Raw genomic sequence first — 13,101 nt, forward strand, 5'->3', positions numbered from 1 at the left:
GCGGGGCGTCAACACCGGGTATTGCCCGGCGAAACCAGTGGAACTGGCGAATGTTCGCAAAGGTCACGGGAGACCGCGTGGAGCCAGACCATTCCATAGAGGGTGGAACAACGGACCCGGAAGGGCTGCCAGATGCGATCCGTCTACAACGTACAGGATATAGATCAGGCACCGTGCGTAGGACGCCGCAGGCGGCGAATTTTACTGGCAGCCGTCGTCTTTCACCCGCAACACCGCGCCGAGTAATTCGGGGAGCTGTTCGGTGTTGAAAACGATGCTGGCGCTGGTCGCCTTGGTCGCCGCGGCTTCGGCCCCTGCTCAGACCACCGATGCCGGCGGGGCCTGCGCGCGACTGGCCGCGCAGACGGGGCTCAAACAGCAGAGCGATGGCAGTTGGCGCGCGAACATGCTGGGCGGCGTGGGAGCGGCCCTGTTCGGCGGTACGACCGGTGCGACGTTTCAGGTGCAGCCGATCGAGGGATCGACGGCGGAGCAAGCGCTGGAGAAAGCGTGTCAGCAGGAGAGAGCGGCCATCGCCTGCCGCGTGTCCGGTCCCGCGAGGATCATCGTGGGCACCAAGCGCGGCAACGCATCCATCGACCTCGCCAGCGGCGAAACCGCCGAGGTCGGCATGAAGGGACGCTATCTGACCTGCCGTCGCGGCAAGTGAGCCAGATCGCCCTTACCTGAAGGTTCACCGGCGCTTACGGTACGGGCACCGTTGTCTGACGGGTCGCTCTCGTCGTGGCGCGCCTAAATCGCCAGCGCTAAAGGCCCGTACCCGACGCTTCAGGCGAGTGCGGGCGCGCTCCGGCGACGGCGGGTCGCGCCGCCGACGAGGCCGACGCCGACGATCATCATCGCCCAGGTCGTAGGTTCGGGGACGACGGCGATCGCGTCGAGCATCTCGGTGGCGAAGAACGGCTTCAGGGTGCCGCTGGCGTCAGGAGCGAAGAAGAGGGCCTTGCCGCCCGACACCGAGGTCGCCGCGCCGTAGCGGAAGCTGGTGACGCCGGCGGTCAGCGGATCGCTGGCGATCGCCGCGCCGGTGGCGACAGTCGGGGCGACGATGCCGATGGTATCGTCGTTCAGACGGATCGAGGAACCGATGCCGGCGAGCAACCCGTTGGCGATCGCGTTCGCTTGCGATCCTTCGGTGAAGGCGGGAGCGGGTAAGGTGCTGTTGATAAACGACGCCTCGCCGACCAGCAACAGGCTGCCGCCGCTGCGCACATAGCGCTCGATCGCCATCATCTCGTCGCCGGCGAAGGCGTCGTTGCGGAACTGGAGCACCAGCAGGCCCGTGCCGGCGAGGATGTCCGTAGTGATGTCGCCCGCCGTCTGGACGACGTCGACGCCGGCCGTTTCGCGGTAGAAATTCGCGAGATTGGCGTTGACGAAGCTGGGGAAACCCGGAGGCGAAAAGCTGCGCTCCGAAATTACCACGCGCGTCGCCGCGCCGCGCACATTGTCGTAGAAGGCGCGGTTACCCGTGTTGCCCGCATCAAAGGCATTCAGCGAAAAGGTCGGCGTGGTGTCGCCACCCACGACCAGCGTTCCGGCATCGGCCGCCCCGGTCAGAAGGGTCGTGGCAAAGGCGAGCGCCGCAAACATCTTACGCATCAGAATCATCCCCCGTTTGGGCGGACGCTAAGACGAGTCCCGAACAAGTGTCAATTTGGGGTTAACGTCCCGATGCCGGACATAGAGCATGGCGCGTGCGCCGGCGCGTGCGCTAGGGACGCGCGCTGGTTTCATTGCGGAGAATGCAGTCATGACCTCTTCCCCCTGGGCCCACCACCGTCGCAGCGGCGTGGCCGACGATGTCGATTTCGAGATCAAGGGACAGGAGTTGCAGTTCGTCGAGATCGAACTCGATCCGGGTGAAAGCGCGGTCGCGGAAGCCGGTGCGATGGTCTGGAAGGACGCGTCGGTCGACATGACGACGGTGTTCGGCGACGGATCGGGCGAGAGCGGCGGCGGGTTCATGGGCAAGCTGCTCGGCGCAGGCAAGCGGCTCGTGACGGGGGAGAGCCTGTTCACGACCGTCTTCACGCATCACGGTCGCGGGAAAGCGCGGGTCGCGTTCGCCTCGCCCACTCCCGGCTCGATCCTGCCGCTGAACCTCGCCGATCTGGGCGGGACTCTGATCTGCCAGAAGGACGCGTTTCTGGCGGCGGCGAAGGGCGTGTCGATCGGCGTCCAGTTCCAGCGGCGGGTGATGACCGGCCTGTTCGGCGGCGAAGGCTTCATCATGCAGCGGCTCGACGGTGACGGCTGGGCGTTCGTGCAGATGGGCGGCACCGTGGTGGAGCGCGAACTGCGCAGCGGCGAGGAACTGCACGTCGATACCGGCTGTCTGGCGGCATACACGCCGTCGGTGGACTTCGATCTGGTGACGGTCGGCGGTATCCGCACGATGTTCTCTGGTGGCGAGGGGGTGTTCTTCGCGCGGTTGCGGGGGCCGGGTAAGGTGTGGATCCAGTCGCTGCCCTTCTCTCGCCTCGCCGGCCGGATGCTGGCGGCGGCGGGTAGCCGCGGCGGGCAGAATCGCGGCGAGGGTTCGGCGCTGGGATCGCTGGGGGACTGGATCGGCGGAAACGACTGATGATGTCGCAGCGTGGCGGGGCGTTCTATAACTCGGGAATGCCTCGCCTGCTCGTCATCGTGCTGGCGGCGCTGCTGACGCGGGCGCTGACGCTGGGCAACCCGATCCTGTATTCGGACGAGGAATTTTATTTCGCCGCCGCGCGCGCGATCGGGAACGGGGCGGTCCCGTTCGTCGACATCTGGGATCGCAAGCCGGTCGGGCTGTTCGCGCTATACCTGCTACCCGCCGCACTGGCGTGGCCGTGGGGTATCTGGCTATACCAGGCTATGGCGCTGGCGAGCGCGGCGGCGACGGCGTGGCTGATCGCACGACTGGCCGACCGAGCCGGCTGGGTCCGGGGCGGGACGGCGGCAGGGGTCGCATATCTCGCATGGCTGACCGTCGCAGGCGGTCAGGGCGGGCAGTCGCCGGTCTTCTACAACCTGTTCGTCGCGGCGGCGGCATGGTTCGCGACACGACCGGAGGCGCGGGCGCGCGACGCGACCGCGGCGATGCTGCTGGTCGGCATCGCGATCCAGATCAAATACACCGCCGGCGTCGAGGGCGTGTGGATCGGCCTGTGGCTGATGCACCGCTGCCAGTGCGAGCGGGGCGCGTGGTCGGCCGTCGCACGCGGCGCACTGCTGGTCGGGATCGCGCTGATCCCGACGCTGGCGGTAGCGCTGTATTATATCGCGATCCGGGAATGGCCAGCGTTCTTCTACGCCAATGGACTGTCGATCCTGGGGCGGCGGCCAGATGCATTCGGGGAGCTGGCGGGCAATCTGGCGATCTGCGCCACAATCCTCGGGCCGTTGCTGGCGATGGCCGTGCTGCGGGGGCCGGTGGAGGGCGGCGATGTCCTCGTCCGCCGATTCCTGAAGGGCTGGCTGACCGCGGCGCTGATCGCGTTCGGGCTCGTGGCGCCGTGGTTCGACCATTATACGCTGCCGGTCATGGTGCCCGCCGCGGCGCTGGCGGCGGGTTTCCTGGCGCGGCCGGACCGGCGGCGCAGAGGATACGGACTCGTCGCGCTGGTGGTCGTGATCGGGCAGGTGGCGCTGGTCGTCGACCGGGTTCGACGCGGGACCCCGGCGCAGTTCGCCGCGCTGGTGCGCGCGGTGGGGGGCGGGCCGGGCTGCCTCTACGTCTATTCCTCCACGGCGATGCTGTATCCGGCGACCGGCCGCTGCTCGCTGTCGCGCTACGTCTTCCCCAGCCATCTGACGCGGCTGCGGGAACAGAGCGCGATCGGCGTCGACCAGGCGACGGAGCTGCGCCGCGTTCTGGCGGCGGGGCCGGCCGTCGTGGTCGTCGGGCCGCCGTACAAGGGTGAGCGCGCGGACATCCGGGCGCTGGCGACGAGACTGATCGCACGCGATTACCGGCTGACGGCGCGGGTGACGCTGGGGCGGAAGTCGGTGGCGGTGTATCGGCGCGATCCGCCGGGGCTGGAGGAGGCGGTGGCGCGGTTTGATTGAAGGCCGTGGGGTCGCCGCACCCTTCCCTCTCCCAAGAGGGAGAGAGCGTTTTCAAGCGTCGAGCGATTCCTCGTCCAGCCGGGCCGCATTCTCCTGGATGAAGGCGAATCGGTGGGCGGGGTTGGTGCCCATCAGGCGGTCGACGAGGTCCTTCACCCCGGCCCGTTCCTCATATTCCTGCGGCAGGGTGATGCGGATCATGCTGCGCGTCTTCGGGTCCATCGTCGTTTCGCGGAGCTGGCCGGGGTTCATCTCCCCCAACCCCTTGAAGCGGCCGACATCGACCTTCTTGCCCTTGAACGCGGTCCGTTCCAGTTCGGCGCGGTGGGCATCGTCGCGGGCGTAGAGCGACTTCGTACCCGCGGTCAGGCGGTAGAGCGGCGGTTGCGCCAGATACAGGTGCCCGCGCCGGACGATGTCGGGCATTTCCTGAAAGAAGAACGTCATCAGGAGCGTCGCGATATGTGCCCCGTCGACATCGGCGTCGGTCATGATGACGACGCGTTCGTAGCGGAGCAGGTCGGCGTTGCATTCCTTGCGCGTACCGCAGCCGAGCGCGAGAGCAAGGTCGGCGATCTCCTGATTGGCCATGATCTTGGCCATCGTCGCCGATGCGACGTTCAGAATCTTGCCGCGGATCGGCAGGATCGCCTGCGTCTTGCGGTCGCGCGCCTGCTTCGCCGACCCACCCGCCGAATCGCCCTCGACGATGAACAATTCAGTGCCGGCGGGGTCGTCCGCCGAACAGTCCGTCAGCTTGCCGGGCAGGCGCAGCTTGCGGGCGGAGGTGGCGGTCTTGCGCTTGACCTCGCGCTCCGCCTTGCGCCGCAGGCGCTCGTCCATCCGGTCGAGGACGTAGCCGAGCAGCGCCTTGCCCCGCTCCATATTGTGTCCGAGCCAATGGTCGAAATGGTCGCGAACGGCACGCTCAACCAGCCCGGCGGCCTCCGGGCTGGTCAGCCGGTCCTTGGTCTGGCTCTGGAACTGCGGTTCGCGGATGAAGACGGAGAGCATCAGCTCGCTGCCGACCATCACATCGTCGGCCGTCAGGTCCTTGGCCTTCTTATTGCTCAGCAGCTCGGCGAAGTGCCGCAAGGACCGCACCAGCGCCTGCCGCAAACCCTGTTCGTGGGTCCCGCCGTCGGGGGTCGGGATGGTGTTGCAATACCAGCTATAGCTGCCGTCCGACCAGAGCGGCCACGCCACCGCCCATTCGACGCGACCCTGATCGCCCGGGAAATCCTGTCGCCCGGCAAAGAAGTCGGTTGTCGCACATTCGCGCGCACCGATCTGTTCGCGCAAATGGTCGCCAAGGCCGCCGGGGAACTGGAAGACCGCCTCCGCCGGCGTGTCGCCATCGATCAGTTCAGGCGCGCACTTCCAGCGGATCTCGACGCCGGCGAACAGATACGCCTTGGATCGCGCGAGCTTGTACAGTCGTTGTGGCTTGAAGTTCAGCTCCGGCCCGAAGATCTCCGTGTCCGGCGTGAAGGCCACCGAGGTGCCGCGCCGGTTGGGTGTCGCGCCGACGGTTTCCAGCGGACCGAGCGTCACGCCCTTGCTGAAGCGCTGGCGGTAGAGAACGCGCTCCCGGGCGACTTCCACCACCGTATCGCTGGACAGCGCATTGACCACGGACACGCCGACACCGTGGAGACCGCCACTGGTGGCATAAGCCTTCCCTGCGAACTTGCCGCCGGAATGAAGTGTCGAGAGGATCACCTCCAGCGCCGACTTGTCGGGAAACTTGGGATGCGGATCGACCGGGATGCCGCGACCATTGTCGACTACGGTCAGGCGGTTGCCCGGTTCCAGCGTGACCTCGATTCGCGTGGCGTGACCCGCGACGGCCTCGTCCATCGCGTTGTCCAGCACCTCTGCGGCGAGGTGATGCAACGCGCGCTCGTCCGTGCCGCCGACATACATGCCGGGACGACGGCGGACGGGCTCCAGCCCCTCGAGGACCTCGATCGACGATGCATCATAGGGGGTGCCGGATTGCGGCGCAGCGAACAGGTCCTCGGCCATGCGCGAACGTATGGGGTACGGTGGGGCGGAGGGCAAGTCGGGCGATTCGAACTCCCTCCCCTCCGACGAGAATAGCGGGTGAAGCCCAACTAGCCCTTCGCCAAGCAGATGTGCCTCGCGCCACGCCGCCCCGGGCGCCATCTCCGGGATCATGGCAACGTTACTCGATCCGCAGGCGCGCGGGCGCGTCATTCTCGTCGGGGCGGGACCGGGCGATCCCGGCCTGCTGACCGTGCGCGCCGTGGAGGCGCTGAAGACGGCGGAGGTGGTCGTCCACGACGGGCTGATCGATCCGCGCGTGCTCGATCTGGCACCCGCGACCGCGCACCGCATCTCGGTCGCGAAGACGCGGGCGCGCCATACGTTGCCGCAGGAGGCGATCAACGCGCTGATCGTCGCGCATGTGAAGGCGGGCAGCGTCGTCATCCGGCTGAAGGGCGGCGACCCGTTCGTGTTCGGTCGCGGCGGCGAGGAGGTCGAGGCGGTGCGCGCGGCCGGCCTGCCGGTCGAGGTCATTCCCGGAGTCTCGGCGGCGCTCGGCTGCGCGGCGGAGGCGATGCTGCCGCTGACGCACCGCGATCATTCCAGCGCGGTCAGTTTCGTCGCGGGCCAGTGCAAGGGCCTGTCCGAACAGGATTGGTCGGGGCTCGCCGGCCACGGCCGCACGCTGGTGATCTATATGGGCGTCGCGACCGCGTCGGACATCGCCGACAAGCTGATGGCGGACGGCGTCGCGCCGGACATGCCGGTCGCGGTGCTGGAGAAGGGCACGCAGCCGGGGCACCGTGCGATGAAGACGCTGCTCGCCGATCTCGGCCCGATGGTGACGCGCGAGGCGGTGCGCAGCCCGGCGATCATCGTCGTCGGCGAGGTCGTCGAGCTGTCGGACGCGGAGGACAAGCTGGCGCGCTGGGCGCGCGTCGCCGAAGCCGTCGCGGTGGAGGATGCGGCATGAGGCTGCTGACGGGCAACGACCTGCCCACGGGCGACGTGATCTGGTGGACCGGCTCGGGTTGGTCGCGCCATGTCGAGGACGCGGGCGACGTCGGCGCGGACGGCGAGGCGATCGGCCGCGCCGAAGAGGGCGCGCGGCGGGTCAACGGCCCCTATGTGATCGACGCGACCGTGACCCTGGACGGGCCGCGCCCCGCGCACATCAAGGACCGCATCCGCGCGCTCGGTCCTACCGTGCGGCCGGACCTGACGCTGAAGCCTGCCGATCCGACGGCGGGGAGTTGGGTGATATGACGATGCCAACGGCGCTCCTCCCCGGCACGGCGGGGAATTGAGGTAACATGTACAAGTACGACGAGTATGATCAGTCGATCGTCGATGCCCGCGTGGAGGAATTCCGCGATCAGGTGCAGCGTCGCCTGTCCGGGCAGATGACGGAGGACCAGTTCAAGCCGCTGCGGCTGATGAACGGTCTGTATCTGCAGTTGCACGCCTACATGCTGCGCGTTGCGGTGCCGTACGGTACACTCGACAGCCGGCAGATGCGGATGCTGGCGCATGTCGCGCGCAAGTACGATCGCGGCTACGGCCATTTCACGACGCGCCAGAACATCCAGTATAACTGGATTACGCTGAGCGATGCGCCGGACATCCTCGCCGAGCTGGCGACGGTGGAGATGCATGCGATCCAGACGAGCGGGAATTGCATCCGCAATATTTCGTCCGACCAGTTCGCCGGCGCCGCCGCCGATGAAGTCACCGATCCGCGCCCTTGGGCGGAACTGATCCGGCAATGGTCCACCTTCCACCCGGAATTCAGCTATCTGCCGCGCAAGTTCAAGATCGCGGTGATCGCCGCCGACGAGGATCGCGCGGCGATGCGGCTGCACGACATCGGCATCCAGCTGTGGGAGCGCGACGGCGTGCTGGGCGCGAAGATCTTCGTGGGTGGCGGCATGGGCCGCACACCGATGATCGCACATGAGATCAGGGACTTCGTCACCGCCGACGACCTGATGAGCTATCTGGAGGCGTGCCTGCGCGTCTACAATCGCTACGGCCGGCGCGACAATATCTACAAGGCGCGGATCAAGATCCTGCTGCACGAGATCGGCCCCGACGAATATCGCCGGCAGGTCGAGGAGGAGTTCGTGCTGGTCAAGACACTGGGGCTGGACCCTCCGGCGGCGGAGCTGGCGCGGATCACCGCGATGTTCGCGCCGCCCGCGTTCGATCCGGCGGCCTCTGCGGAGGTCGACCGTTCGGACCCGGATTTCGCCGTCTGGCTCGACCAGAACGTCCGGGCGCACAAGCAGGCGGGATACGCGATCGTCACGATCAGCCTGAAGCCGACCGGCGGCATCCCCGGTGACGCGTCGGCGGATCAGATCGAAGTGATGGCCGATCTGGCGGAGCGGTACAGCTTCGACGAATTGCGCGTCACCCATGCGCAGAACATCGTGCTGCCGCATGTCGCCGCGCGCGACCTGTACGCGGTGTGGCAGGCGCTGACCGAAGCGGGTCTGGCGGAGGCCAATCTGGACCTGATCGGCGACATCATCGCCTGCCCCGGCCTGGATTACTGCGCGCTGGCCAATGCCCGCTCGATCCCGCTGGCACAGAAGATCGCCAACCGCTTCGCCGATGCGGGACGGCAGCGCGATCTGGGCGAGCTGAAGCTGAAGATCAGCGGCTGCATCAACGCGTGCGGCCACCACCATGCCGGGCACATCGGCATCCTCGGCGTCGACCGGAAGGGCACGGAGAACTATCAGTTGCTGCTCGGCGGGTCGGGGGCGGAGGACGTGTCACTCGGCAAGATCACCGGTCCCGGCTTTTCCGAAGACGGCGTGGTCGACGCGATCGAGCGCGTCACCGACCGCTATCTGGCGGAACGGACGCCGGGCGAACGCTTCCTCGACACCTATCGCCGGGTCGGGATGGAGCCGTTCAAGGAGGCGATCTATGGTTGATGCGGCCGATCTGCGCTTTCGCGACGATGCCCCGCATGACGGTCCCGCGGTGACGCTCGATGCGTTCCTGGCGGGCCAGACCAACGCCACCGCGGTGCGGCTGGAGGCGGGTGACGATGCGCGCGCGCTGCTGCCGCACATGGAGCAACTGGCGCTGGTGGAGGTCAGCTTTCCGACGTTCCGCGACGGACGCGGCTATTCGGCGGCGCGTATTCTGCGCGAGGCGGGCTATGCCGGCGAACTGCGCGCGGCCGGCGACGTGCTGGTCGACCAGTTGCCGTTGATGCGCCGCTGCGGGTTCGACAGCTTCGCGCCCGAGGCGGAGATCGACGCCGACGCGCTGACGCGGGCGCTGGACCGGTATGATTTCCGTTACCAGCGTGCGGCGGATACGGCGGTGCCGGTATGGAAACTGCGTCATGGCTGAGGCGGCACGCGTCCTCGACATGATTGATGCGCGGCCGGCGTTCACGGCGGCGGATGCGGCGGCGATGCAGGTGCGGTTCGACGGCGTCGAGGCACCGGAGATGCTACGCCAATTGCTGACCGGCGAACTGGCGGGGCGGGTCGCGTCGGTATCTTCGTTCGGCGCGGAATCGGCGGTGCTGCTTCACATGGTCGCGAGCATCGATGTCGACGTGCCGGTGATCTTCACCAACACGCAGAAGATGTTCGGCGAAACGCTGGCATACCGCGACGAACTGTCCGAGCGACTGGGCCTGACCGACCTGCGCGTGTTCCGGCCCGACCCGCGGCGGCTGGCGGCGAAGGACAAGACGGGGTTACGCTGGTCCTACGATCCCGATGGCTGCTGCGACCTGCGCAAGGTGGAACCGCTGCGCCGCGCGCTGTTGCCGTTCGACGCGTGGATTTCGGGCCGCAAGGGCTTCCAGTCCGGCACCCGCATCGCGCTGCCACGGTTCGAGGAGGATGAGGGGCGGCTGAAGATCAACCCCCTCGCCGACTGGCCGAAGGAGCGGCTGGAGGCGTATTTCGCGGAGCACGACCTGCCCCGGCATCCGCTGGAGGCGCAGGGCTATCTGTCGATCGGCTGCGCACCCTGCACCAGCAAGGTCGCACCGGGCGAGGACCCGCGATCGGGCCGCTGGCGCGGGTGGGACAAGGTGGAATGCGGTATCCACGTGTCCAGCCCGTCGGGGGAAGAGCCGGCGTTCTAGGGCGGCGGCTATCGTTCCCCGAGCCCGGAGCGTCATCCCAGCGGAAGCTGGGATCTTCGTCGTAGCGGGACGACCTCTCCTCAAGGAGATCCCAGCTTCCGCTGGGATGACTGGGTGCGATCCCCGCTCTCGACCGGAGGCTGGGACGACAGCGCCAGGCCGAGCTTACGGTCGGATCGCTGAACTAACCGGCTAGGCTCGGCGTAGCGCCCGCGAAAAAGGCCGGGTCACCGCGATCGCGGTGCCCGGCCGAGGTCTCCCCCTGGAGATCGGGCGATCGGGTCTGCGGCCCCGACTCCGCAGACCCGTGCCCAGTGTCGGCTGTCAGAAACGATAGCCGATGCTGAACTGTACGATCGGGTAGAGCTTGTAATCGTCGACATCGTCCTGAACGTCGCGGCGCTCCGCTTCGAGATTGGCGCGGAACGCGGCGTTGTTGGACAGCGATCCCGTCGAGGTAAATTCACGGATCCTGACCGATCCCTGGAACAGCACGCCGGCGTCGAAGCCGAACATGAAGCCGCGACGGTTGCCGCCGCTCCAGCCGACCGTCACCGCCGGGGCGAACTTCTTCACCTCGGCGCGGCCGCGCAGCGTCCCGATCTGCGCCGGCGTATAGGTCTCGTCACCGACGTCGACGTCGGTCGCCGGCGTCGCGCTCACCCGCGCGCGGTTCTTGTTGATGCGCGCGCCCGCAGAGATGCGGAAATGCTCGCCCAGCGGGTAGATGTCCGCCATCAGGCCATAGCTTTCCAGCTTCAGCTTGCCGTCATAGGTGATGTCGTCCGGATCGATATCGCCGCTGACGCCCAGGAACGTGGCGCTGGCGCGGACACCGACATGGTCCGAAAAGCGGGCGCCGACTTCCGGCCCGACGCCCAAAGTACCGCCGGTCACGGCCGCACTGAACCGGATGCCCCCATCCGATCCCGCATCCTGCGCCATCGCCGGCGTTACGGCACCGATCGCCACTGCGGCGATCAAGTATTTCATTAACATCAACATTTCCCCCGTTAGAACAAAACTTGTCCTATCCCCGCCCGGCTTTTGCGATGCGGCGACGCGCCGCGCATGTCCCATTTGGGATAAGCCACCTTGCAAATCCTATATTTAGATGCATTTTCGAACATTCCGGCGTGGGGACGTCGGATGGGGGGGAATACGCATGACGCCGGACGCACAGGCGCTGGTCGAACGATTTCGACAAGCTGCGATGGGCATGACGAGTTGGGCCGACTCGTTGGAGACGCTTGCCCGCGCGACGGGCGGTGCCGCGGCGCAGATCGCGGCGATCGATCCGCGCCGGGGGCTGTTCGTCAACCTGCTGTCCGATTTCGGTCGCTACGTCGAACATGACTATCTGCGCGCCGGCGGGGCCGATCCGACGCACAATCCGCGCACGCGGGCTGCAATCGAGGGGCCGGCGTTCCGATGTCGGACCGACCGTGATTTCACGACGGACGCGATGCGCGATCGCTTGCCGATCTACACAGGCCTGTTCACCGATTACGACATCCCGCATTCGTGCATCGTGCCGCTGGGCCACACCGGCGACAGCGCGCAGATGGCGATGGCGGTGCTGCGGCCGGCGCGCAGCGGCGACGCGGGCGACGAGGAACGCCGTCTGCTGGAGGCGGTCGCTCCCGCCATCGCCGCGACCTTGGGTGCCAGCCTGATGCTCGGCACCGCGATCGACACGGCGCTGGTGCGCACGGCGGAGCATCTGTCGGGCCCGACGATCCTGCTGGGCTTCGACCGCAAGCTGGCATCGCTGTCGGCGGCGGCGGAGGCGATCCTGCGCACGTCAAACCACCTGACGATCCGCTACGGTCGCGTGATCGCCACCGGTCCGGGGGCCAATGCTGCCCTGGATGCGGCATTCCGCGAGGTGACCTGTCCCGAACGGCCGATGGCCGGTCGCGTGTCCGTCGCGCTGCGGCCGGTGCGGGGGCGGGAGCCGGCGATCGTCGACCTCGCCCCATTGCCGACCCGGATAGAAGGACCGTTATCGGCCGCCCGCGCCGTGCTGACGATTCGCACGCAGCGGCGGAGCGCCGATCCCGTCGCCTTACTCCAGGCGGCCTTTGCGCTGACCCCGGCGGAGGCGGAGGTGGCATTGATGCTGGCGGAAGGACACGACATCGCCACCGTCGCTGCGCATCGGGGTGCGGCGACGGGAACCGTGCGCAATCAGGTCAAGGCGCTGTTCGAGAAGACGGGGAAGAACCGTCAGACGGAACTGGTGCTGGCGATCCGGCCGTTTTGTTGAGGGTGGAGTCGCTGCAAGGCTTCTAAAGTTTGATACGAACCCAATCCGTTCGTGCCGAGCCTGTCGAAGCACAGGTGAGACCCATGCCCTTCGACAAGCTCAGGGCGAACGGATTGGGTGGATCGATCGTGCGTCATACCCCAGCCCCTCTTCAAGAGAGGGGAACTATACGATAGGATAACTCCGCCCCTACCCCCCGGCCTTGCCCAGCCGGCGACGATTCGCGCCGACCTTGCGCTGGTAGTGCTTCAGCACCTTTTGCGTGCCGGCCAGCGGCGTAGACCCGAGCCCGCCGGTCGCCATCGCGAATTGCAGTTCCAATGCAGCCTGCATCTTTTCCTGCATCATCAGACGTGTCTCGCGCTGGTCGGCGTCGCCGCCAGACGCGATCTTGGCGACGCGCATGCCGATCACCGCCGACGCTTCCATCCCCAGGGCCCAGGCGTCGAAGCCCGCTTTCGCCCAATCCGCATACGGCCATTTGTACATCCGGCACTCCCGATCCGCGGCGGACTGTCCGTCACGCCGCGATCGTTAGCACGTTGCGGGCCACGCGTCGCGCGCCGCCCGATCGATCCGCCTCAAGCGCGGCCGTCGATCTGGGGCCGTCGATCTGGGGCCGTCGATC

13 protein-coding genes are annotated in these 13,101 nt (G+C 67.3%); 9 read left to right on the forward strand and 4 right to left on the reverse strand.

The window, feature by feature from the left end:
• The first annotated feature begins 262 nt into the window (after nucleotides 1-262).
• A complete protein-coding gene (locus ILT43_RS14145; RefSeq protein WP_204199626.1) occupies nucleotides 263-670 on the forward strand; it encodes a hypothetical protein in 408 nt (135 codons plus the stop codon).
• 119 nt (nucleotides 671-789) lie between these two features.
• Here the strand turns inward: ILT43_RS14145 and ILT43_RS14150 are convergent, their stop codons facing one another.
• A complete protein-coding gene (locus ILT43_RS14150; RefSeq protein WP_204199627.1) occupies nucleotides 790-1,623 on the reverse strand; it encodes a PEPxxWA-CTERM sorting domain-containing protein in 834 nt (277 codons plus the stop codon).
• A gap of 151 nt (nucleotides 1,624-1,774) precedes the next feature.
• Between ILT43_RS14150 and ILT43_RS14155 the strand changes: the two genes are divergently transcribed.
• Together ILT43_RS14155 and ILT43_RS14160 are read left to right on the forward strand one after the other, a co-directional pair.
• A complete protein-coding gene (locus ILT43_RS14155; RefSeq protein ID WP_204199628.1) occupies nucleotides 1,775-2,608 on the forward strand; it encodes a TIGR00266 family protein in 834 nt (277 codons plus the stop codon).
• 38 nt (nucleotides 2,609-2,646) lie between these two features.
• Complete coding sequence (locus ILT43_RS14160) at nucleotides 2,647-4,071, forward strand: hypothetical protein (protein ID WP_204199629.1); 1,425 nt, start codon at nucleotides 2,647-2,649, stop codon at nucleotides 4,069-4,071.
• 51 nt (nucleotides 4,072-4,122) lie between these two features.
• On the opposite strand, the gene parE is transcribed toward ILT43_RS14160, so the two are convergent.
• The gene (parE, locus tag ILT43_RS14165; RefSeq protein ID WP_204199630.1) at nucleotides 4,123-6,099 is read right to left on the reverse strand and encodes a DNA topoisomerase IV subunit B; all 1,977 of its coding nucleotides are present in this window, start codon (nucleotides 6,097-6,099) and stop codon (nucleotides 4,123-4,125) included.
• A 151-nt stretch (nucleotides 6,100-6,250) separates the two neighbouring features.
• On the opposite strand from parE, the gene cobA reads away from it, so the two are divergent.
• The 5 genes from cobA to ILT43_RS14190 are packed head-to-tail and all read left to right on the forward strand — an operon-like array spanning nucleotide 6,251 to nucleotide 10,204.
• Nucleotides 6,251-7,054, forward strand: coding sequence for a uroporphyrinogen-III C-methyltransferase (cobA, locus tag ILT43_RS14170; RefSeq protein WP_204199631.1), 804 nt, complete (start codon nucleotides 6,251-6,253; stop codon nucleotides 7,052-7,054).
• Nucleotides 7,051-7,347, forward strand: coding sequence for a DUF2849 domain-containing protein (locus ILT43_RS14175; RefSeq protein WP_204199632.1), 297 nt, complete (start codon nucleotides 7,051-7,053; stop codon nucleotides 7,345-7,347). The genes cobA and ILT43_RS14175 overlap by 4 nt, the downstream gene beginning before the upstream one ends.
• Before the next feature lie 47 nt (nucleotides 7,348-7,394).
• Nucleotides 7,395-9,026: a nitrite/sulfite reductase gene (locus ILT43_RS14180; RefSeq protein ID WP_204199633.1), complete on the forward strand. Its 1,632-nt coding sequence runs from the start codon at nucleotides 7,395-7,397 to the stop codon at nucleotides 9,024-9,026.
• Entirely contained in the window at nucleotides 9,019-9,453 is a 435-nt protein-coding gene (locus tag ILT43_RS14185) for a DUF934 domain-containing protein (protein WP_204199634.1), read from the forward strand. The genes ILT43_RS14180 and ILT43_RS14185 overlap by 8 nt, the downstream gene beginning before the upstream one ends.
• Nucleotides 9,446-10,204 carry a phosphoadenylyl-sulfate reductase gene (locus ILT43_RS14190; protein ID WP_204199635.1) on the forward strand — a complete coding sequence of 253 codons (759 nt, stop codon included), beginning with the start codon at nucleotides 9,446-9,448 and terminating at the stop codon, nucleotides 10,202-10,204. The genes ILT43_RS14185 and ILT43_RS14190 overlap by 8 nt, the downstream gene beginning before the upstream one ends.
• 324 nt (nucleotides 10,205-10,528) lie before the next feature.
• On the opposite strand, the gene ILT43_RS14195 is transcribed toward ILT43_RS14190, so the two are convergent.
• Nucleotides 10,529-11,197 (reverse strand): hypothetical protein, encoded by a 669-nt coding sequence (locus ILT43_RS14195; protein WP_204199636.1) that lies wholly within the window; start codon nucleotides 11,195-11,197, stop codon nucleotides 10,529-10,531.
• Between the two features lie 172 nt (nucleotides 11,198-11,369).
• On the opposite strand from ILT43_RS14195, the gene ILT43_RS14200 reads away from it, so the two are divergent.
• A complete protein-coding gene (locus ILT43_RS14200) occupies nucleotides 11,370-12,473 on the forward strand; it encodes a helix-turn-helix transcriptional regulator (protein WP_204199637.1) in 1,104 nt (367 codons plus the stop codon).
• A 189-nt stretch (nucleotides 12,474-12,662) separates the two neighbouring features.
• Here the strand turns inward: ILT43_RS14200 and ILT43_RS14205 are convergent, their stop codons facing one another.
• Complete coding sequence (locus ILT43_RS14205; protein WP_204199638.1) at nucleotides 12,663-12,962, reverse strand: hypothetical protein; 300 nt, start codon at nucleotides 12,960-12,962, stop codon at nucleotides 12,663-12,665.
• Between the last annotated feature and the right edge of the window lie 139 nt (nucleotides 12,963-13,101).

The organism is Sphingomonas longa (assembly GCF_016892685.1).
Classification (GTDB): domain Bacteria; phylum Pseudomonadota; class Alphaproteobacteria; order Sphingomonadales; family Sphingomonadaceae; genus Sphingomonas; species Sphingomonas longa.